Below are 18,876 nucleotides of genomic sequence, written 5' to 3' on the forward strand. Positions count from 1 at the left end.
TTTGGATCGATCACCGCCCTGTCGCTCCGCGCTCGGCTAACCCCTCGGCCTTCGTGTGGTCCCGGATCTATCCACGAACAGACCACCACCCGAACCGAGGCGGCGCCCACGCGGCCCCGCTCAACCTATCCCCATCGCCGCTTTGGGCCGGATCCAAGCGCCCTCCCCTTGCGATAGGGACAGCGATGATTGTGCGGGGGTTCTGAACGCGGATCATTCAGGGGCGCGTAAAAGTGAGAAGCGGTTGATTTCGTTGGGTTCGGTTTCGCGAATGCCGGGGATACAGCCCGCTCAATCCCCGTGCTTTGTCCGGAATCCCTCTCTCTGAGAGAGAGGGATTCCGGATGAGAGGGATAATGCGCATTGATCCCGCCTGCCTTTGTTCGGAAAACAACGCAGCATCTCGCCCAGGACTCCCATGGCCCCGATCAAGGTCGATCCCGACCACGTCCAGGAATTCGTCGACGCCGACGCCTTCTACGCTTGGCTGGGCCAGAACCATGACAAGCAGCCGGAGGTGTGGATCAAGATCCACAAGGTCGGCTCGGGCCTGCCCTCGATCAACGCCAAGCAGGCGATCGAGGTGGTGCTGTGCTGGGGCTGGATCGACGGGGTCCGCAAGGGCTTCGACGACAAGAGCTTCCTGCAGCGCTACACGCCGCGCGGCAAGAAGAGCATCTGGAGCCAGATCAATGTCGATAATGTCGCGCGGCTGATCGCGGACGGCCGGATGACCAAGCACGGCCTGCGCGAGGTCGAGGCCGCCAAGGCCGACGGCCGCTGGGCCCGCGCCTATGGCAGCGGCCAGGACATGAAGATCCCCGACGACCTCCAGGCCGCGATCGACGCCAGCCCCAAGGCCAAGGCCATGCTGGCGACCCTGTCGGCGCAGAACCGCTTCTCCTTGGCCTTCCGGGTCCACAACCTGAAGACCGAGGCGGGGCGGAAGAAGAAGATCGCCGACTTCGTCGCCATGCTCGAACGCGGCGAGACGATCTATCCGCAGGGCAAGCCGGCCAAAGAGGGGAAGAAGGCGTAAGGGCCGGCCGGCGCCGCAAGGGGATGACGCCGACCGGAGGGCCTACGCGTCGGCTTACTGTCGCCGACAGGACAAAGATGGGAGGCCGCGCCGCCGGATAAAGGCCGTGCGGCGACCCGTCGCGGAGGTCGCGGCGGCGCCTACTCCGCCGCCTCGTCCACTGGCTGGTCGTAGGCCGCCATCATCGCCATGTTCAGGATCTTCGACACCGAGGCCGACAGCGGCGCGATCTGGATCGACTTGCTCAGGCCCAGCAGCACCGGCCCGATCACCATGGCCTCGCCCAGCGACTGGACCAGCTTGGTGGCGATCGAGGCCGAGTGGATGGCCGGCATGATCAGGATGTTGGCGCTGTCGGTCAGGCGCATGAACGGATAGTTGGCGCGCTTTTCCGGATCCAGGGCCAGTTCCGGCGGCATCTCGCCCTCGTACTCGAACTCGACGTCCATCTCGTCCAGCATGGCCACCGCCTCGCGGACCTTTTCCGAGCGCAGGCCCATCGGATTGCCGAAGGTCGAATAGCTCATGAAGGCCACGCGCGGCTTGAAGCCCAGGCGGGTGACGGCGCGGGCCGCCTCGCAGGCGATCTCGACCAGCTCGTCGGCCTCGGGCAGCTCGGTGACGTTGGTGTCGGCGATGAAGATCGTGCGGCCCTTGGCCAGCACCACCGACATGCCCATGATCCGGCCGCCGGGCGCGGGATCGACGACGCGCAGCACCTCTTCCAGGGCCTGGTCGAAGCTGCGGGTGACGCCGGTGACCATGCCGTCGGCCTCGCCCAGGGTGACCATCGAGGCGGCGAAGCTGTTGCGGTCCTGGTTGATCAGGCGCTGGACGTCGCGCTTCAGGTAACCCTGGCGCTGAAGCCGGTGGTACAGCGCGTCGACATAGTCCGGATTGCGGTCGGACAGGCGGGCGTTGACGATCTCGAGCCCCGCCACGTCGGGGTCGAGGCCGACCAGGCGCATGTTCTCGTGCACCAGGTTCTCGCGGCCGCACAGGATGGCCTTGCCGTACCCGCCGGTCTGGTAGGCGTACGCGGCGCGGATGACGCTGGGGTCCTCGCCCTCGGCGAAGACGATGCGCTTGGGATTGGCGAGGACCGAGCCCGAGATCTTCTGCAGGAAGCCCGCCGTCGGATCCAGGCGCTGGGCCAGGCTGGCGCGATAGGCGTCCATGTCGGCGATCGGCCGGCGGGCGACGCCGGTGTCCATGGCCGCCTGGGCGACGAACGGCGGCACGTACCAGATCAGACGCGGGTCGAAGGCCGAAGGGATGATGTAGTTAGGGCCGAACTTCAGCTGGCGGCCGTGATAGGCGGCGGCGACCTCGTCGGGCACGTCCTCGCGGGCCAGCATGGCCAGGGCCTGGGCGCAGGCGATCTTCATCTCGTGATTGACGCGGCGGGCCCGCACGTCCAGGGCGCCGCGGAAGATGTAGGGAAAGCCCAGGACGTTGTTGACCTGGTTGGGATAGTCGCTGCGGCCCGTGCCCATGATCGCGTCCTTGCGGACCTTGTGCACCTCTTCCGGGGTGATCTCCGGGTCCGGATTGGCCATGGCGAAGATGACCGGGTTGGGGGCCATCGAGGCGATCATCTCCGGCGTGAAGGCGCCCTTGGCCGACAGGCCCAGCAGCACGTCGGCGCCGACCACCGCCTCGGCCAGGGTGCGCTTGTCGGTCTTGACCGCGTGGGCGCTCTTCCACTGGTTCATGCCCTCGGTGCGGCCCTCGTAGAGCACGCCCTTGGAATCGACGGCGATGACGTTCTGGGGGTGGACCCCCATGGCCTTGATCAGCTCCATCGAGGCGATGCCGGCCGCGCCGGGGCCGTTCAGCACGACCTTCACGTCTTCCAGCTTCTTGCCGGTGATGTGGCAGGCGTTGATCAGGCCGGCGGCGCAGATGATCGCGGTGCCATGCTGGTCGTCGTGGAACACCGGGATGTCGAGCAAGTCCTGCAGCTCGGTCTCGATGCGGAAGCACTCGGGGCTCTTGATGTCCTCGAGATTGATGCCGCCGAAGGTGATCCCGATGTTCTTGACCACCGTGATGATCTCGTCGGGATCCTTGGAATTGACCAGGATGTCGATGGAGTCGACGTCGCCGAAGCGTTTGAAGAGGACGGCCTTGCCCTCCATCACCGGCTTGGAGGCCAGGGCCCCCAGGTCGCCGAGGCCCAGGATCGCGGTGCCGTTCGAGATCACGGCGACCATGTTGCCCTTCGAGGTGTATTCGTAGGCCATGTCCGGGTCGGCGGCGATGGCGTGGACGGGAACCGCGACGCCGGGCGAATAGGCCAGCGACAGGTCGCGCTGGGTCGCCATCGGCTTGGTCGGGGTCACCGCCAGCTTGCCCGGCTGGGGGTAACGGTGGAAGGCCAAGGCCTCCGCATCCGTGAAGGTCTTGCGTTCCGCATCGCTCATCCGGCGTTTCCCATTCCTGCTGCGCGAGTCTTGTAGGGGGCGCGCCGATCAATGCGAACGCGCCCTTATGTGGGTTCACCGTAGCGACGGGGGCCCAGCGTCACAACCGGGCCAGTTTCGAAAAATCCCAGCAAACGCTTGTTGGACTTGGCCTTGCGTCAACTTCGCTGACCTATGGGAAGGCCGCGCGAGGTTGACCGCATGGGGCGGAATGGGCGATTTGCCCCAGGGTAGGTTTCGTGTCGGAGAATTCCTTGTCCCAGCCCGTGAAGATCGCGATCGCCGGCGCCAACGGCCGCATGGGCCAGGCCGTGGCCAAGGCGCTGGAAGGCCGCGCCGACGCCGTGGTCGCCGCGCGCTTCGATCGCCCCGGATCAGAGTTGGGCGCCGAGGGCGGTGAGCTGGTCTCTCGCGAGGACGCCCTGGCCCAGGCCGAGGCGGTGATCGACTTCACCCTGCCCGGGGCCTCGATGGCCCTGGCCGAGGACGCCGCCGCGAATGGCGGGCCGGCCCTGGTCATCGGCTCCACCGGCTTCTCGCCCGAACAGCTGGCCCGGATCGACGCGGCGGCGACCAAGATCGCCATCGTCCGCTCGGGCAACTATTCGCTGGGCGTCAACATGCTGATGGGCCTGGTGCGCCAGGCCGCCGCGGCGCTGCCGTCCGAGGATTGGGACATCGAGGTCTTCGAGGCCCACCACAAGCGCAAGATCGACGCCCCGTCGGGCACGGCCCTGATGCTGGGCGAGGCCGCCGCCGAGGGGCGGGGCGTCGGTCTCGGCCAGGTCGCCGACCGGGGCCGCGACGGCGTCACCGGCGCCCGCAAGGAGGGCGCGATCGGCTTCTCGGTCGTGCGCGGCGGCGGCATCATAGGCGAGCACAGCGTGATCTTCGCCGGCGAGTCCGAAAGCCTGACCCTGTCGCACTCGGCCATCGACCGGGGCCTGTTCGCGCGCGGGGCCATCGCCGCCGCCGTCTGGGTCCGGGGCAAGCCGCCGGGCCTCTACGACATGCAGGACGTGCTAGGCTTTTCAAAATAGGGATCTAAAGCTTAGCCGGGGGGCTTCTTAGGGATCTAGATTTCAGGACTTGATGGCCGACCCCGCGACCCCTCCCGAACCGAAGACGCCGCCCAAGCCCGGCTGGCATCGCGCGCGCCTGGTCGATCTGGGCCTGGAGGCGGTGTCGGTGTCGATGCTGGCCTTCATCGCCACGGGCCTGGTCGTCTGGTCGGGCCGGCGCGAGATCAGCCGCGAACTGGCCGAGAGCTGGTTGCGCGACCATGGGATCGAGGCGGCGGTCGAGCTGGAGTCGCTGGATTCCACCGGCTTCACCGGCAAGGTCCGCCTGGGTCCGCAAAACGACCCCGCCTTCTCCGCCGACCGGCTGGAGGTCGCCTACGACTTGGCTGTCCCGTGGAACGGGGAGACGTTCGGCATTCAGACCCGGGCCGTGCGCCTGGTGCGGCCGCGCGTCTCGGCCAGCCTCGACGAAAAGGGCCAGCTGCGCTTCGGGGCCTTGCAGCCGCTGATCGACGAGGCGCTGAAGTCGCCACGCAAGCCCAACGTCCCCGGCCCGGCCATCCTGATCGAGGACGCGCGCCTGGACCTCTCCACGCCCGGCGGCCGCGCCCGCCTGACCGGCGACGCCAGCCTGGACGACGGCCAGTTGCTGCGCCTCGACGGACGCCTCGCCCCGCTGCACTACGCGGTCTCGAACCTGGCCATCGACAGCAAGGGGGCCACGATCTCGGCCCGCAAGCGCGGCGACCGGCTGACGGTCGAGGTGACCATGGCCATCGACAGTCTCGAAGCCGAGGCCGCCGACCTGGCCGACGCCCGCGCCAAGCTGTCGGCCGACCTGCCCTATCCCGACCTGACCAAGCTGACGGCCAGCGGCCCGCTGGAGGCCAGGCTCGACCTGCGCGCCGACGGCGGCCGGATCGGCGACAGCCAGGCGCAGACCGTCACCGGCGACGTCATCGTGTCGGGACGCATCGACGGCGGCCTCGACAATTTCGCCTTCCTGGGCCGCTCGCGCGGCGCCCTGCGCGGCGGACGGCTGTCGGCCCCGGCGCTGGACGCCCGCGACGCCAGCCTGGCCTTCGACATCGCCCGGGTCTCGGCGGGACGCCATCAGGGCCGGGTCAACGCCCGCGGTGCGGTCGGCGCCGAGCTGCGCGCCAGCCAGGCCGTCGCGGCCGGAACGGCGCTGCGTGACCTGACCGCCAGGACCGCGTCGAGCAATCTCGGCCTGACGCTGGACGACCGGGGCTTGGCCATCGACGGGCCGCTGAGCCTCGACGCCAGCGCCGGCCGGGTGGCCAGCGGCGCCCTGGCCCTGGCCTCGGCCCGCCTGACCGCCAGCGGCCGCATCGATCAGGGCCCCGACGGCCTGGCCCTGTCCCTGGACGGCTCGGCCGGTGGCCGCAGCGGCATTTCAGGCCCCGACGCCGAGCGGCTGGCGGCCCTGGTTCCCAATCCCGCCTACGCCAAGCCGCTGGCCCAGGCCCTGCGGACCTTCGCGCTTTCGCTGCCCGCCGTCGGCCTGGACCTGAAGGACGGCCGAACCCGCGTGACCCTGGCCCGTGAGGTGCGGCTGGCCGCGCCCAACGGCGTCGTCCTGACCGCCGACGCGCCCAAGGGCTTGCTGCTGGACGCCGGGCCGAACGCCGCGCGGGGCGCGCTGCTCGCCTCGCTGTCGGGCGGCGGCCTGCCCGTGGTGAAGGTCGCGGCGCCGGATTGGCGGGCCAGCAACGGCGTCATGACCTCGCGCCTCTCGCTGGCCGCCGAAGGCTTCGACCTGCCGCCGATCGAGGGCGTGAGCGGTCGGGTCGACGGCCAGGCCCGGATCGCCGGCGGCCGCTTCACCCTGACCACCGCCCAGTGCGTCCCGATCACCGCCAAAGCCTATGCCCTGGGCGAAAACCCGGTCACCGACATCAAGGCCAAGCTCTGCCCGGCCAAGGCGCCGCTGGTCACGGCCAGCGCCAACGGCTGGAGCGCGGCCCTGCGCTTCGAGGACGGCGAAGGCGCGCTGGCCGTCGCCGAGACCAGGCTGGCCAACATCAAGGGCGAGGCGACGTTCGGCGGGGCCGGCGGCTTCGACCGCGCTGCCGTGCGGGTGGACGGCGCGGCCGCTACCGACGCCGCGCCCGAGCGCCGCTTCAATCCGATCTTGGCCAAGGGCAGCCTGACGCTGTCAGGCGGCCTCTGGACCGGAACCTTCCAGGGGACCACCCCGACGGGAACGCCGCTGGGCGAGATCCGCCTGCGCCACGTGGTGGCCACCGGCAAGGGTCAGGCCGATATCGACGCCTCGAAACTGGCCTTCGCCAAGGGCGGGCTGCAGCCGGCCGACCTGTCGCCGCTGGCCGCCTTCGCCACCGACGCGCAAGGTCCGGCCAGCTTCACCGGCGTGTTCGCCTGGGACGCCAAGGGCGCGACCAGCCGGGGCCGTCTGGTCGCCCGCAACGTCGACTTCACCAGCCCGATCGGCTTCGTCGCCACCCTGGACGGGGCCGTCGACTTCAACAGCCTGGCGCCCCTGACCACCGCCCCGGGCCAGACCCTGAAGGTGGTCAAGATCGACTCGATCGTGCCGCTGACCGGGGTGGAGTCGGTGTTCCAGCTGGGCGCCGAGACCTTGAAGGTCTCCAAGGCGACGTTCGAGGCCGCCAAGGGCCGGATCTCGATCGAGCCGATCGACGTGCCCCTGGCCCTGGACAAGACCATGAGCGGGGTCATCGTCATCCAGCACCTGGACCTGGGCGAGGTGATCGCCGCCTCGTCCCTGGCCGAGAAGGTCAAGGTCGAGGCCGTGGTCGACGGTCGCCTGCCGTTCACCTTCGGGCCCGAGGGCCTGCGCTTCCACGAGGGCAAGATCACCGCCATCCAGCCGGGTCGGGTCGAGCTGTCGCGCGCGGCCCTGACCAGCGTCGCCGCCAGCCCGGCCGACGCGCCCGGCGCGCCGCCCGCTCAACCCGCCCAGATCAACGCCATCCAGGACTTCGCCTATCAGGCCATGGAGAACCTGGCCTTCGACCAGCTGGAAGCGGGCGTGAACAGCACCGACAAGGGGCGGCTGGGCATCCTGTTCCACATCAAGGGCCAGCACGACCCCAAGGTCGCCGAGAAGGCCAGGGTCGGGATCCTGGACCTGATCCGCGGCCGCGCCTTCGACAAGCGCATCGCCCTGCCGGCCAAGACCCCGGTCGACCTGACCCTCGACACCTCGCTGAACTTCGACGAGCTTCTGGCCGCCTGGCGAAGCTGGTTCGAGGGCCAACCGGCGGCGAAAACCCGTTCAGGTCCGGTTCAACCGTGACCGGCCATCCTGAATTTCGAACTGGAGACTTCACGCATGAATAAGCGCGCCCTCTTGATGGCTCTCGTCGCGACGGGAGCGCTCGGCGCCGCCGCCTGCACGCCCACCGTCCGCGTGAAGGTCGACCCGATCAACATCTACGCCAAGCTGGACGCCGACGTGCGCGTGCGGCTGGACAAGGAAGTCCAGTCGCTGATCCAGCAGAACCCCAACCTGTTCTAAGAGGAGGAACCGACATGATCCGCAAGACGATGACGGTTCTGGCGCTGGGCCTGGCGATGACCGCCGCCGGCGCCAACCTGGCCATGGCCCAGTCGGCCGCCGCCAAGGCCTCGGTCGACGCCGCCAAGGTGGCCGGCACGGTCGGCGAGCAGGCCGACGGCTATCTGGGCATCGTGTCCGGCGGCGACGCCGGGCTGCGCTCGGCCGTGGCCGAGATCAACACCGGCCGCGCCGCCGCCTACAAGGACATCGCCGCCAAGACCGGCGTGACCCCCGACGCCGCCGGCCAGGCCACCGCCAAGCAGCTCTACAGCCGCCTGGCGCCCGGCCAGTACTGGAAGCCGCTGGATGGCGGCTGGGTGAAGAAGTAAGTCGACTTTCAAAGGGTTAGGCGGCGCGGCCGTCTAACCTTTTGTTTGATCTATCCAGCTTGATCAGCTTCCATGACGCGGTCGCCGCTGCCGCTGGGCGCCGCAATGGCAATCTTTGGCAAAGTATGCCATCCTCTCGGTGAGAGGTGAGCCAAGCCATGACCACGATGAACGTTTCACTGCCCGCCGCCATGAAGAAGTGGGTCGAGGAACAGGCCGGAACGGGACGCTACAGCAACGCCAGCGACTATGTGCGCGACCTAATCCGACGAGATCAGGAGCGAGCGGACAGGATTGTGGCCCTGCAACGGCTTATCGACGATGCCGAAGATAGCGGCGCGGGCGCCCGGTCCATGAGCGAGATACTGGCTGCGGCGCGCCGCAAAGTCGGCGAGAGCCGTGGCGTATAAGCTCAGCAGGAAGGCTGAAGAGGATATCATTCAGATCTACGTGGCAGGCGTAGACATGTTTGGCATCGATCAAGCCGAGCGCTATTATGAAGGTCTCGAACGCACCTTCAATTTTCTCTCTGACTTCCCGTTCGCAGCGCCGGAGCGAACCGAGCTGCGAAGGTCATCGCGGGTTCACGCCTACAAAGGCCATATCGTCATATATCGGCTCAACGGTTCCGACATCTTCATTCAGCGGGTGCGCCATGCCGGCGAAGACTGGGTCGGACAGCTCTCATCGCTGTGAGCCCGTCACCTCAACGGGCGCCCGCTAGCGCGCCTCGAGCCTTCCCCCTAAACACGGCTCCATGTCCGCCGTTCGCCCACGCCTGCTGCCCTACGCGGCCCTGTTCGGGGCCATCGTCACGCTGTGCGTGGGCACCTCGTTCGCCAAGAGCCTGTTCCCGCTGATCGGGGCCCAAGGCGTCAGCGCCTATCGGGTCGGCTTCGCGGCCGTGATCCTGCTGCTGGTCTGGCGGCCCTGGCGCCATCCGATCACCCGGGCCGATCTCGGCAGGCTGGCGATCTACGGCGCGGTGATGGGGCTGCTGAACCTCTGTTTCTACATGGCCCTGCGCACCATCCCGCTGGGCCTGGCGATCGCCATCGAGTTCGTGGGGCCGCTGGTCCTGGCCGTGGCCAGTTCGCGCAAGGTGATCCACTTCGTCTGGATCGGCCTGGCGGTGCTGGGCCTTGGCCTGCTGCTGCCGATCAATCCGGGCGCGGCGCGACTGGACCCGGTCGGCGTCGGCTTCGCCTGCGCGGCGGCGGTGATGTGGGCGCTCTATATCGTGCTGGGCAAGCGCACCGGCCATCTGCACGCCGGCCGCACGGTGGCGCTGGGCATGACGGCAGCCGCCCTGATCGTCGCGCCCGTCGGAATCGTCTCGGCGGGGGCGGCCCTGCTCGACCCGAAGATCGCCGCCCTGGGCCTGGTGGTGGCGGTGCTGTCCAGCGCCATCCCCTATTCGCTGGAGATGATCGCCTTGCGGGAAATCCCCAAGCGCAGCTTCGGTGTCCTGCTGAGCGCCGAGCCGGCGGTCGGGGCGCTGGCGGCCCTGGTGATCCTGCACGAGCGGCTGGCCGCGACCCAGTGGCTGGCCATCGCGGCGATCGTCGCCGCCTCGGTGGGGACCATCTTGACCACGCCGGCCGAAGCGGCGGCGGAAGAGATCGCGCCCTAGCTCGCCCTACCCGCCGCGCGCCACGAACCAACCGTTGCGGAAGCCCTGGTCGGCCTTGCCGTAGGTGAAGGGCGAGCCGTCCGGCTGCAGGAAGGTTCCGCCGGCGGCGGCCAGCACCGCATGGCCGGCGGCCGTGTCCCATTCCATGGTCGGCCCGTGGCGCGGATAGATGTCGGCCGCGCCCTCGGCGATGCGGCACATCTTGATCGAGGAATCCATCGGCGCGCGCAGGTCGAAGCCGTACTGGGCGGCGAGCTCGGCGGCCTTCTCCTCCTTCATGGTGTGACTGACCAGGGCCACGGCCTTGCCGGTCGGCCACGGACGCACCCGAGCCGGCGCCTCCAGGCTGGTCGGCGAGGTGCGTTTCATCGCGCCCTCGGCGGTCGTGAACCACACCTCGCCGGTGGCCGGGGCGCAGACGGCGCCGGCGACCGGGACGCCGTCTTCGATCAGGCCGATATTGACCGTGAAGTTGGGGTCGCCGCGCACGAACGCCTTGGTCCCGTCGACCGGATCGACCAGGAAGAAGCGCGACCCGACGCTTTCGGGCGCGCCGAATTCGCTGGCGTGCTCCTCGGAGATGGCGGTGACGCCCGGGAAGACCTCGGCCAGGCGTTGCAGGATCAGGCGTTCGCCGGCGCGGTCGGCCTCGGTGACCGGGCTCTCGTCGGCCTTCTGGGCCACGGCCAGCTCGGTCTTCCAGAACGGCAGGATGATCACCGCCGCTTCCTCGGTGATCTTGGCCAGGGTTCGACCCCAGTCAGCCAGGTTCTCGGTCATGTCGCTCATTGTCCCCGGGGGTCGTCGCCGACGAAGACCAGGCGCACCCGCTGGGCGTCGATGGTCTGCTTGCCGGCGTCTTCGAAATTGACGGTCACGCGATGGCCGATCACCGACTGCACCTGGCCCAGGCCCCAGTCGGGCTGGTCGGGATGGCGCACGAGCACGCCGGGTTCGAGAAACGGATCCATGACGCGCTCCCTGTAGAGCCTGCGCGGGTCCAAGGAAAGCGACCCCAATGGAATGCGCGGTCCAGGGGGCTGATCGCCTCAATGAGTCGGTTTTCGCTCAGAGGCGTTATCCAAGCCAGACCCCATAGCGGGGTCGGGACCGGTGGCGCCCGCTACGGTCTAGTTTGCCAAAATCTCAAATCACGGCAGAGTTCGCCGCCATGACCGATACCGTTTCCGAGACCCCGACCGCCGCGTCCCCCGAAACGGACGTCCAAGGCCCCGACTTCGCCGCCATGCTGGCCGCGCGCCTGTGTCACGACTTCATCAGTCCGGCCAGCGCGATCGTCTCGGGCCTGGACCTGCTGGACGATCCCGCCGCCCAGGACATGCGCGACGACGCCATGAACCTGATCGCCTCGTCGGCCCGCAAGCTGGCGGACCTGCTGCAGTTCACCCGCGTGGCGTTCGGCGCTTCGGCCTCGGCCGAGAACTTCGACTCCCGCGAGCTGGAAAAGCTGGCCCAGGGCGTTTTCGCCCATGTGCGTCCGACCCTGGACTGGCAGATCGAGCCGCAGGCGATGAACAAGCCGTCCTCGCGCGCCATCCTCAACATCGCCCAGATCGCCGCCAGCGCCTTGCCGGCCGGCGGCGTGGCCACCCTCAAGGCCGTCGCCGCCGACGGCCGGTTCTCGATCATCGCCGACTCGGCCGGACCCCGCGCCCGCCTGCGCCCGGAAGTGCTGGCCGGGCTGAAGGGCGAGCCCCTGGCCGAAGGGCTCGGCGGTCCGTGGGTCCAGGCGGCCTATCTGCACGCCCTGGTCCGCGCGGCCGGCGGGCAGATCGCCGTCGAGATCGGCGAGGAGCGCGCCTCGATCGCCGCCTGGGTGCCCGCCTAGAATTTTGCGCAAAAGTTACATTTGTCGCGGCCCGTTCCGGGTTTAGGCAAACCGCTCCTTAACCAGACCGCTTCCATGGTGCTCGCCTGGAGTGGAGCGCGTGCCGTGAAGACCTGTCTGGTGGTCGACGACAGCCGGGTGATCCGCAAGGTCGCCCGCCGAGTCCTCGAGGACATCGGTTTCGAGATCGCCGAGGCCGCCGATGGCATGGAAGCCTTGGCGTGGTGTCGCGCGGCCATGCCCGACGCGGTGCTCCTCGACTGGAACATGCCGGTGATGAACGGCATCGAGTTCCTGCGCCTGCTGCGGGCCGAGCCCGGCGGCGCGGCGCCCAAGGTCGTCTTCTGCACGGTCGAGAACAGCGTCGACCACATCCGCGCGGCGCTCGACGCCGGGGCGGACGAATACATCATGAAGCCATTCGACGGCGACATCATCGAGGCGAAGTTCGCCGAGGCGGGCCTGCTGTGACCCCCGAGGACATGGATCTGTTGGCGGCCCTGGGCCGGGCCCGCGCCGGCGTGCGGGTCGAGACGGAAAAGCCCTACCTGATCGAGAGCCGCCTCTCGCCCTTGGCGCGGCGCGAAGGCTTCGACTCGATCGAAGCGCTTATCGCGGCCCTGCGCGCCCAGCGCGAGGAGCGGCTGATCTGGGCCGTGGTCGAGGCCCTGTGCCGCTGCGAAACCACCTTCTTCCGGGGTCGCGAGACCTTCGCCGCCCTGCGCGACGCGGTGCTGCCGGCGCTGTCGCAGCGCCGGCCCGAGGCGCCGGTCCGGGTCTGGAGCGCGGCCTGCGCCACCGGCCAGGAAGTCTATTCGATGGCCATCGCCGCCGCCGAGGCCCCGAACCTGGCGACCGGGACTCGGTTCGAATTCTTCGGCTCCGACCTCTCCGAGCGCTGCCTGGAAAAGGCCCAGGCCGGGCTCTACACCCAGTTCGAGGTCCAGCGCGGCCTGCCGATCCGGATGCTGGTCAAGTATTTCGGGAACCAGGACGACACCTGGACGATCTCGCCGCGCATCCGCCAGATGGTGCGCTGGAAGCGGATCAACCTGCTGGCCGACCTGTCGGCCATGGGCCGCTTCGACGTGATCCTGCTGCGCAATGTGCTGCGCGGCATGGACGCGTCGCTGCGCGGCAAGGTCATCGAGGCCCTGGTCGCCCTGCTGCCCCCCGACGGCGTGCTGGTGCTGGATCCCGAGGACGATGTCGCCGCGTTCGACGACATGCTGGCCGCCGCGCCCGGCGGGACGGGGATCTATCTGCGCGACCCGTCCGTGCGGGCGGCCGTCGCCGCATAGGCCTTCGCGGGCGCGCGAGCCACCGCCGCTCCGCCCATCAGGCCGCCCAACGCTTCTCCCAGCTTCGTCATCGGTCCGACCGGCGCCGGCGTCACCGCCGCGAAGGCCGGAGCCAACTTGCGGAACAGGATCGGCGCCGCCTGCGGCCCGACGATCGCCCCGTGCAGATCCATCAGATCGACCACCTGGCGCGCGGCCTGGCGCCACTGCACCGGCGGGACGATGCCGTGCGGGGCCGGGGCGCGGCAGTCCGAGAAGTCCGGTCTCAGCCCGCAGCCGGCCTCGATCGCCGCCTCGACCTCGCCGGCATAGGCCTGATCGCGGGCCAACCGGTCGACATCGACCACCAGGTCGGCGTCCGGCAGCGCCGTCAAATACGAGCGCAGCCACACGGCCAGGAACGCCTGGAACGAGACGCTGGCCGGCGCCCGCTTCAGCTTGCCGCGCACCGCCGCCAGGCGCTGGTCCAGCGTTCCGACGCCGTCGAAGGCGTGGCCCAACAGCGCGCGCGACAGGTCTTCCCCGCCCGCCATCTCCGACAGCAGCACGTAGTGGCAGAGCTCGAAATAGGTCGGCCGAGGCCGGCGGCGCAGCGAATAGAACGACAGCCACTGCTGCACCGGGTCGCGGATCAGCATGACATGGAAGCCGCCGAACCGGCGCTTGAGCCAACCCGCGCGGCCCAGCGTCCGGCAGCAGGCGAAGATCGGCGTCTCGGCCCGGACCCGCGCCGCCTCGACCAGTCCCTCGAGATAGGCCTGCTGGGCGAGGTCGCTGGTCTCGGGCTCGATCCAGAACCGGTCGAGAGCGAAGCTGGGGTCGAAGTTGCGCACGCCGCCGGCCGGGTCGAGGACGACCTCGAACGCCTTCAGATAGGGCTCGGTCCCGCCGGGGTGGCGCAGGCCGCTGTTGTCGGGGGTTTCGGCGTGGATGGTCTCGGCGCTCACCCGGGCCAACTGTTCGTGCCAGGGCTCGTAATAGGCGCGCACGCCGGCGAGCGCCCGAAAGCGATGCCAGACATAGGTGCTGGAACAGCGCCAGCCGCTGTGGATGAAAACGGTGGTGTTTGGTGACCGCAAGCCCCGGAGCCCCTCCAGCACGAGGCTTGAGCTTGGTCCGGTTGTTTTTCAGTCCGATATCGTCCGGACGCCCTTAGGTTGCAGCGGCGAAACAGTTTGTCGATCGCCGCAACGAGAAAGGCCCGCCGGCGGAACCGGCGGGCCTTTCCCTAGAACAGGGTCTTGCGACCTTACTTGGTGTCCTTGGCCGTATCGCTGACCGCCTTGCCGGCCGACGAGACGTCCTTGCCGGCGCCTTCGACCGTGTTGCAGGCCGCGACCGACAGACTGGCGGCCAGGGCCGCGAGAATCATAAACTTGCGCATGGTCTTCTCCGCTGTTCGCCCCGCAGGATAGGGAGGAGGGGGCGTGTGAATAACTGCCCCCAGGAAACGTGAGCGGCGAAGCTAGGTTCCGGGATCGACAGCCAGGGGCGTGGGGAAGATCAGGCGCACGGTCAGGCCGCGCGGTTCCTGGGTTTCGAACGACACCTTGCCGCGCAGCTGGCGGGCGAAGGCGGTCATCAGGGTGCGGCCCACCCCGCCGCCCAGGCTTTCAGCCGCGCCGGGCCCGTCGTCGCTGATCGACAGCTCGGCCTCCTCGCCACGCACGTGGAAGCCGACCGACAGAATGCCGCCGTTCGGGCCGAACGCGTGCTTCTGGGCGTTGGTGATGGCCTCGACGGCGAACAGGGCGATCGGGGCCAGGCGGTCGGGATCGATGACCAGCGGGTCGGCATGGACCTCGGTCCGCACCAGGGGCGAGGTGCTCATGTCGTTGGCCAGCAGCTGAGCCGTCAGCTCTTCCAGGAACGGCCGCAGGTCGACGCGCTTGAGGTCCGGCCCCTGGTAGAGGGCGCGATAGATCTGGGCCAGGGCGGTGATCCGCTGGCGGGTGTCGTTCATCGCCGCCTTGGCGGCCGGGTCGGCCAGGGCCCGCTGCTGCATGTTCAGCAGCGAGGTGATGATCTGCAGGTTGTTCTTCACCCGGTGGTGGATCTCGCGCATCAGCGCGTCCTTCTCGGCCAGGCTGTCCATCAGCGAGGCGTCGCGGGTGACGATGGTGCCGGCCATGGCGTCGAGGGTGGCGGCCAGTTCGCGGATTTCCGGCGGCGCGCGCTCGGCCTGCAGGGGGCGCACGGTGAAGCGGCCGCGGGCGTAGATCGCCGCCACCCGCTGCAGATAGACGATCCAGCGGATCACCCCGCGCTCGGCGGCGTACCAGACCGCCGCCAGGCCCAGCACGAAGGCCAGCACCGGCAAGAGCAGCCGCGAGATCGGATTGAGCCAGGCCCAGGACAGCAGGGCCGGCGCCGGGACCGACAGGATCACGAAGACGTCGTCGTCGACCAGGGGCGCGGCCGAATAGGTGCGGGGCCGGTTCTGGATGTCGCGACCGTTCCACAGGGCCGAACCGTCCTTGGTCGCTTCCGCCCGCCACCGGCTGGCCACCGAGGCGAAGGCGCGGGGATTGGTGGCCGCGAAGACCTGGCCGTGGGAGTCCGTCAGGGCCACCTCGGCGCCCTCAGGCATGAAGCGGTTGGCGGTCTCCAGCTTGAGATCGGTCAGGGTCAGGACGGCCGCCATCGCGCCTTCGAAGTGTTCGGGCGTGCCGGCGCGCACCGCGGCCAGCACCGACGGCTCGTTGGCGTAGGCCGCGCCCGGGACGCTGGCCACCACGATCGAGTCGCCATTCCGCAGCGACTGGAACCACGTTCGGGCGCCGCGCTGGGTGTCGTAAGGGGTGGTCGCGGCGGCGCAGGCCACGCGGCCGCGCGCATCGAAGCGGATCAGGTTGGCGTAGCCCGACAGCCGGGCGCGCACGTCGGCCAGTCGCTGGGCGCACTCCAAACCCACCGAGCCGGGGCCCAGGGTCTGGAGCAGCACGCCGGCGGCCTCGATCCTGGCCCGGGCGATGGTGGCGCTGTGACCGGCGGCCAGCTCCAGGCTCTGGCGCCGCGCGTCGGCCTCCGCCCGGAAGGCGAAGATCGACTGCAGCACGCCGAGCAGCAACACGGGCAGCAGCGCCACGAACAGGGCGACGGCCAGACGGACTCGAATCGATGTCACCGCCTGCGCGGCGCGGCCCGCCAGGGCGTTCACCGAAGGGAGCTCAGTCGCTCCGCGTCGGCCAGGATCGCATGCATCGCGTCACCGGCCGAACCGCCGTCGCGGTCGTAGGCGCCGGCTTCGAGAATGGCTTGAAGAGCCCGACGCGCGCGGCTGACCCGGCTCTTCACCGTGCCGACGGCGCAGCCGCAGATCTCGGCCGCCTCCTCGTAGGCGAAGCCGCCGGCCCCGACCAGGATCAGGGCTTCGCGCTGCTCGGCCGGCAGCATGGCCAGGCCCAGGCGCAGCTCGTCGAGCGCGACGGGGGCTTCGGGATCGTCGACCGCCACCAGGGTCCGCTCGGCGGCTTCCTGGTCCAGCTGGCTCTGGCGCCAGCTGCGGCGCTTCTCGGAATAGAACTGGTTGCGCAGGATCATGAAGGTCCAGGCCTTCATGTTGGTGCCCAGCTGGAAGCTGGCGCGCGCGTCCCAGGCCTTCATCATGGCGTCCTGGGCCAGGTCGTCGGCGGCAGTCGGGTCGCCGGTCAGGGTGCGGGCGAAGGCGCGCAGATGCGGAATCAGCGTGACCAGCTCGCGTTTGAACGCGACGTCACGGACAGGATCGGGCGGCGAGCGGCCGACTTGCGGTTCGCTCATGCTCATCGACCTCCCGCCGGCGGCTCGGCCTTGCGCAGAATGTCGAGAAATTCGTCCGGCACCGGCTCGTTGACGACCTCGTCGAACATCTGCCGCAGCTTCACCCCGATCGCCTGTTGCCGCAGGCGCGCTTCGTCCAGCGCCGCGGCGCTTTTGCGTTTATCTTCCATGGGTACGTGTTCGATCATGTCCTCGACACCGAAATTCATCGGCGTCCGCCCCCTTTGGCCGAATGTGTTTCCGCCAGACGACAACGTGGTTTTCCGTACCGGGTTCCATAAGCTTGGGCATAGGATGTCAAAATTCGTCGGTTAGCGGAACCGCTCAGTTGAGGGGACGTTATCGAGCTTCGACGGAACGGCGTAGCTTCGCCGTTCGTTTAGTGATTTTCGAAGACACCGCATCGGGAGGGGTCATGAGTCTTCTTGCTCGGCTGGCGCCGCATCTGCCTTACATCCGTCGCTATGCCCGCGCCCTCACCGGCGACCAGACGACCGGCGATCACTATGTCCGCGTGGCGCTGGAGGCCCTGGCGGCCGGCGAGCGTGCGCTGGACGCCGACCTGTCGCCGCGCGTGGCGCTGTATCGCGTGTTCCACGCCATCTGGCTCAGCTCCGGCGCCCAGCTGGAAGCCCGCCGCGAGGACGGCGGCACGGCCGGCGACGACGCCGCCCAACGCCTGATGCGGATCGCCCCGCGCTCGCGCCAAGCCTTCCTGTTGACGGCGCTCGAGGGCTTCACCCCTTCGGAGGCCGCCCAAATCCTGGATTGCGACTTTGGTGAAGTCGAACGCCTGATCTCGGACGCCCAGGCCGAAATCGACGCCGAACTGGCCACCGACGTCCTGATCATCGAGGACGAACCGGTGATCGCCGCCGACATCGAGGCCCTGGTTCGCGAACTGGGCCACGACGTCACCGACATCGCCGCCACCCGCGGCGAAGCGGTCGAGGCCGTCGCCCGCCGCACTCCGGGCCTGGTCCTGGCCGACATTCAGCTGGCCGACGGCTCGTCGGGCATCGACGCGGTCAAGGACATCCTGGGTCGGCTGGACGTGCCGGTGATCTTCATCACCGCCTTCCCCGAGCGCCTGCTGACCGGCGAGCGCCCGGAGCCGACCTTCCTGATCACCAAGCCCTTCCAGCCGGAAACGGTGAAGGCGGCGATCGGCCAGGCGCTGTTCTTCCATCCCCGGCGGACCCGCACGAAGGCCGCTTAAGCCAGACGTCTCCCGAATATCCAAGAAACGGCCTTCCGAAAGGGGGGCCGTTTTTCGTTGAGTGTGACAGCGACGCCCCCTCCGTCACGCGGCTGCGCCGCGCGCCACCTCCCCCGCTCCGCAGGGGAGGAGGGTGTCCTCCTCACCCGTGAAACGGGGGAGGTGGCGCGATGCGGATACGCATCGTGACGGAGGGGCGCTCGGCGCACGAAAAAAGGCGACCTCCTCGGGAGGCCGCCCTCGATCTCTAGTGCCGGCGCGAGCCCTACGGCGCCTGGCGGGCCGGGGTTTGCGGCGTGTCGTAGCGCTGGGCCTCGGCCGTCGTCTTGGCGCCGTTGTTGACCTCGACGGCCGCCAGGTCGTTGGCGCGGAAGGTCCAGGCCCCGAACAGGGCCAGCGCCGCCAGGACGGTCGAGACGACCAGCACCCAGAAGACGTGGCGGCCCCAGCGGCCCTGGCGGGCGCGGGTGGCGTTCAGGCGCGGGCCGGGTTCGGCTTGGCCCTGATGATGGATGTCGGCGGGCATGATGTCCTACCTCCTATGGAGTCCAGTATTCGGCGGCGTGCGCCCGCTCGCGACCCTGAAACGCCTGCACCATCCCGGCGGAGGCGGCGATCGCCGCGATCACGACCAGGGCCATGGCGCGCGTGCGCATTCTTTTTTGACGCCGCGACGGCGTCGAAACCAAAACAGTCCCGCCATGCTCGGCCACGTAAGTCCGGATCAC

22 protein-coding genes and 1 pseudogene are annotated in these 18,876 nt (G+C 69.1%); 12 read left to right on the plus strand and 11 right to left on the minus strand.

The window, feature by feature from the left end:
• The first annotated feature begins 418 nt into the window (after positions 1–418).
• The gene (locus AC1DSO_RS09035) at positions 419–1,039 is read left to right on the plus strand and encodes a YdeI/OmpD-associated family protein (RefSeq protein WP_477068506.1); all 621 of its coding nucleotides are present in this window, start codon (positions 419–421) and stop codon (positions 1,037–1,039) included.
• Between the two features lie 140 nt (positions 1,040–1,179).
• Here AC1DSO_RS09035 and AC1DSO_RS09040 read toward each other — a convergent pair whose 3' ends face one another.
• Positions 1,180–3,465 (minus strand): NADP-dependent malic enzyme, encoded by a 2,286-nt coding sequence (locus AC1DSO_RS09040; RefSeq protein WP_477068507.1) that lies wholly within the window; start codon positions 3,463–3,465, stop codon positions 1,180–1,182.
• A gap of 254 nt (positions 3,466–3,719) precedes the next feature.
• Here AC1DSO_RS09040 and dapB point away from each other — a divergent pair, with 254 nt between their 5' ends.
• The 7 genes from dapB to AC1DSO_RS09075 all read left to right on the plus strand — a co-directional run bounded on the left by dapB (position 3,720) and on the right by AC1DSO_RS09075 (position 10,017).
• The gene (gene dapB, locus AC1DSO_RS09045; RefSeq protein ID WP_477068508.1) at positions 3,720–4,505 is read left to right on the plus strand and encodes a 4-hydroxy-tetrahydrodipicolinate reductase; all 786 of its coding nucleotides are present in this window, start codon (positions 3,720–3,722) and stop codon (positions 4,503–4,505) included.
• A gap of 52 nt (positions 4,506–4,557) precedes the next feature.
• The gene (locus tag AC1DSO_RS09050; RefSeq protein ID WP_477068509.1) at positions 4,558–7,791 is read left to right on the plus strand and encodes an intermembrane phospholipid transport protein YdbH family protein; all 3,234 of its coding nucleotides are present in this window, start codon (positions 4,558–4,560) and stop codon (positions 7,789–7,791) included.
• Positions 7,792–7,827: 36 nt separating this feature from the next.
• Positions 7,828–8,013 carry a YnbE family lipoprotein gene (locus tag AC1DSO_RS09055; RefSeq protein WP_047403823.1) on the plus strand — a complete coding sequence of 62 codons (186 nt, stop codon included), beginning with the start codon at positions 7,828–7,830 and terminating at the stop codon, positions 8,011–8,013.
• A gap of 14 nt (positions 8,014–8,027) precedes the next feature.
• The gene (locus AC1DSO_RS09060; RefSeq protein ID WP_477068510.1) at positions 8,028–8,384 is read left to right on the plus strand and encodes a YdbL family probable chaperone protein; all 357 of its coding nucleotides are present in this window, start codon (positions 8,028–8,030) and stop codon (positions 8,382–8,384) included.
• Positions 8,385–8,542: 158 nt separating this feature from the next.
• A complete protein-coding gene (locus AC1DSO_RS09065) occupies positions 8,543–8,794 on the plus strand; it encodes a type II toxin-antitoxin system ParD family antitoxin (RefSeq protein ID WP_477068511.1) in 252 nt (83 codons plus the stop codon).
• Positions 8,784–9,080: a type II toxin-antitoxin system RelE/ParE family toxin gene (locus AC1DSO_RS09070; protein WP_477068512.1), complete on the plus strand. Its 297-nt coding sequence runs from the start codon at positions 8,784–8,786 to the stop codon at positions 9,078–9,080. The genes AC1DSO_RS09065 and AC1DSO_RS09070 overlap by 11 nt, the downstream gene beginning before the upstream one ends.
• A gap of 61 nt (positions 9,081–9,141) precedes the next feature.
• Positions 9,142–10,017, plus strand: coding sequence for an EamA family transporter (locus tag AC1DSO_RS09075; RefSeq protein WP_477068513.1), 876 nt, complete (start codon positions 9,142–9,144; stop codon positions 10,015–10,017).
• Positions 10,018–10,023: 6 nt separating this feature from the next.
• Here AC1DSO_RS09075 and cysQ read toward each other — a convergent pair whose 3' ends face one another.
• Both cysQ and AC1DSO_RS09085 read right to left on the minus strand, forming a co-directional pair.
• A complete protein-coding gene (gene cysQ, locus AC1DSO_RS09080; protein WP_477068514.1) occupies positions 10,024–10,806 on the minus strand; it encodes a 3'(2'),5'-bisphosphate nucleotidase CysQ in 783 nt (260 codons plus the stop codon).
• The gene (locus AC1DSO_RS09085) at positions 10,803–10,988 is read right to left on the minus strand and encodes a DUF3553 domain-containing protein (RefSeq protein WP_354068308.1); all 186 of its coding nucleotides are present in this window, start codon (positions 10,986–10,988) and stop codon (positions 10,803–10,805) included. The genes cysQ and AC1DSO_RS09085 overlap by 4 nt, the downstream gene beginning before the upstream one ends.
• Positions 10,989–11,188: 200 nt before the next feature.
• Here AC1DSO_RS09085 and chpT point away from each other — a divergent pair, with 200 nt between their 5' ends.
• The 3 genes from chpT (at position 11,189) to AC1DSO_RS09100 (ending at position 13,167) form a co-directional block, all read left to right on the plus strand.
• Positions 11,189–11,866 (plus strand): histidine phosphotransferase ChpT, encoded by a 678-nt coding sequence (gene chpT, locus AC1DSO_RS09090; protein ID WP_477068515.1) that lies wholly within the window; start codon positions 11,189–11,191, stop codon positions 11,864–11,866.
• A 75-nt stretch (positions 11,867–11,941) separates the two neighbouring features.
• Positions 11,942–12,337, plus strand: coding sequence for a response regulator (locus AC1DSO_RS09095; protein WP_162247253.1), 396 nt, complete (start codon positions 11,942–11,944; stop codon positions 12,335–12,337).
• Positions 12,334–13,167, plus strand: coding sequence for a CheR family methyltransferase (locus AC1DSO_RS09100; protein WP_477068516.1), 834 nt, complete (start codon positions 12,334–12,336; stop codon positions 13,165–13,167). The genes AC1DSO_RS09095 and AC1DSO_RS09100 overlap by 4 nt, the downstream gene beginning before the upstream one ends.
• Here AC1DSO_RS09100 and AC1DSO_RS09105 read toward each other — a convergent pair.
• The 5 genes from AC1DSO_RS09105 to nepR all read right to left on the minus strand — a co-directional run bounded on the left by AC1DSO_RS09105 (position 13,125) and on the right by nepR (position 17,117).
• Positions 13,125–14,246 carry a hypothetical protein gene (locus AC1DSO_RS09105; RefSeq protein ID WP_477068517.1) on the minus strand — a complete coding sequence of 374 codons (1,122 nt, stop codon included), beginning with the start codon at positions 14,244–14,246 and terminating at the stop codon, positions 13,125–13,127. The genes AC1DSO_RS09100 and AC1DSO_RS09105 overlap by 43 nt on opposite strands.
• A 170-nt stretch (positions 14,247–14,416) precedes the next feature.
• Entirely contained in the window at positions 14,417–14,551 is a 135-nt protein-coding gene (locus AC1DSO_RS09110; RefSeq protein ID WP_047403834.1) for an entericidin A/B family lipoprotein, read from the minus strand.
• 81 nt (positions 14,552–14,632) lie between these two features.
• Positions 14,633–16,327 (minus strand): sensor histidine kinase PhyK, encoded by a 1,695-nt coding sequence (gene phyK / locus AC1DSO_RS09115; protein ID WP_477068518.1) that lies wholly within the window; start codon positions 16,325–16,327, stop codon positions 14,633–14,635.
• Positions 16,324–16,929, minus strand: coding sequence for a sigma-70 family RNA polymerase sigma factor (locus tag AC1DSO_RS09120; RefSeq protein WP_477068519.1), 606 nt, complete (start codon positions 16,927–16,929; stop codon positions 16,324–16,326). Before AC1DSO_RS09120 ends, phyK begins: the two co-directional genes overlap by 4 nt.
• 2 nt (positions 16,930–16,931) lie before the next feature.
• A complete protein-coding gene (gene nepR / locus AC1DSO_RS09125) occupies positions 16,932–17,117 on the minus strand; it encodes an anti-sigma T factor NepR (protein WP_081612907.1) in 186 nt (61 codons plus the stop codon).
• A 227-nt stretch (positions 17,118–17,344) separates the two neighbouring features.
• Here nepR and phyR point away from each other — a divergent pair, with 227 nt between their 5' ends.
• Positions 17,345–18,148, plus strand: coding sequence for an anti-anti sigma factor/receiver protein PhyR (gene phyR / locus AC1DSO_RS09130; RefSeq protein WP_477068520.1), 804 nt, complete (start codon positions 17,345–17,347; stop codon positions 18,146–18,148).
• A 119-nt stretch (positions 18,149–18,267) separates the two neighbouring features.
• On the opposite strand, the pseudogene AC1DSO_RS09135 reads toward phyR, so the two are convergent.
• The 3 genes and pseudogenes from AC1DSO_RS09135 to AC1DSO_RS09145 form a co-directional block, all read right to left on the minus strand.
• Positions 18,268–18,357 (minus strand): annotated as a pseudogene (locus AC1DSO_RS09135) (hypothetical protein); the annotation flags it as partial.
• Between the two features lie 56 nt (positions 18,358–18,413).
• Positions 18,414–18,674 (minus strand): hypothetical protein, encoded by a 261-nt coding sequence (locus AC1DSO_RS09140; RefSeq protein WP_477068521.1) that lies wholly within the window; start codon positions 18,672–18,674, stop codon positions 18,414–18,416.
• A 13-nt stretch (positions 18,675–18,687) separates the two neighbouring features.
• Positions 18,688–18,876, minus strand: coding sequence for a hypothetical protein (locus tag AC1DSO_RS09145; RefSeq protein WP_156136695.1), 189 nt, complete (start codon positions 18,874–18,876; stop codon positions 18,688–18,690).

The sequence above is a fragment of the Caulobacter sp. P4_E5 genome, from assembly GCF_056401555.1.

What these genes read in the sequence shown, in the direction of transcription:
- cysQ (WP_477068514.1), bottom strand. Translation starts at nt 10,806, where the DNA reads ATGAGCGACATGACCGAGAACCTGGCTGACTGGGGTCGAACCCTGGCC.
- nepR (WP_081612907.1), bottom strand. Translation starts at nt 17,117, where the DNA reads ATGATCGAACACGTACCCATGGAAGATAAACGCAAAAGCGCCGCGGCG.
- AC1DSO_RS09035 (WP_477068506.1), top strand. Translation starts at nt 419, where the DNA reads ATGGCCCCGATCAAGGTCGATCCCGACCACGTCCAGGAATTCGTCGAC.
- AC1DSO_RS09085 (WP_354068308.1), bottom strand. Translation starts at nt 10,988, where the DNA reads ATGGATCCGTTTCTCGAACCCGGCGTGCTCGTGCGCCATCCCGACCAG.
- AC1DSO_RS09110 (WP_047403834.1), bottom strand. Translation starts at nt 14,551, where the DNA reads ATGCGCAAGTTTATGATTCTCGCGGCCCTGGCCGCCAGTCTGTCGGTC.
- AC1DSO_RS09055 (WP_047403823.1), top strand. Translation starts at nt 7,828, where the DNA reads ATGAATAAGCGCGCCCTCTTGATGGCTCTCGTCGCGACGGGAGCGCTC.
- AC1DSO_RS09040 (WP_477068507.1), bottom strand. Translation starts at nt 3,465, where the DNA reads ATGAGCGATGCGGAACGCAAGACCTTCACGGATGCGGAGGCCTTGGCC.
- AC1DSO_RS09120 (WP_477068519.1), bottom strand. Translation starts at nt 16,929, where the DNA reads ATGAGCGAACCGCAAGTCGGCCGCTCGCCGCCCGATCCTGTCCGTGAC.
- AC1DSO_RS09065 (WP_477068511.1), top strand. Translation starts at nt 8,543, where the DNA reads ATGACCACGATGAACGTTTCACTGCCCGCCGCCATGAAGAAGTGGGTC.
- AC1DSO_RS09095 (WP_162247253.1), top strand. Translation starts at nt 11,942, where the DNA reads ATGGTGCTCGCCTGGAGTGGAGCGCGTGCCGTGAAGACCTGTCTGGTG.
- chpT (WP_477068515.1), top strand. Translation starts at nt 11,189, where the DNA reads ATGACCGATACCGTTTCCGAGACCCCGACCGCCGCGTCCCCCGAAACG.
- AC1DSO_RS09075 (WP_477068513.1), top strand. Translation starts at nt 9,142, where the DNA reads ATGTCCGCCGTTCGCCCACGCCTGCTGCCCTACGCGGCCCTGTTCGGG.
- AC1DSO_RS09060 (WP_477068510.1), top strand. Translation starts at nt 8,028, where the DNA reads ATGATCCGCAAGACGATGACGGTTCTGGCGCTGGGCCTGGCGATGACC.
- AC1DSO_RS09140 (WP_477068521.1), bottom strand. Translation starts at nt 18,674, where the DNA reads ATGCCCGCCGACATCCATCATCAGGGCCAAGCCGAACCCGGCCCGCGC.
- AC1DSO_RS09050 (WP_477068509.1), top strand. Translation starts at nt 4,558, where the DNA reads ATGGCCGACCCCGCGACCCCTCCCGAACCGAAGACGCCGCCCAAGCCC.
- phyR (WP_477068520.1), top strand. Translation starts at nt 17,345, where the DNA reads ATGAGTCTTCTTGCTCGGCTGGCGCCGCATCTGCCTTACATCCGTCGC.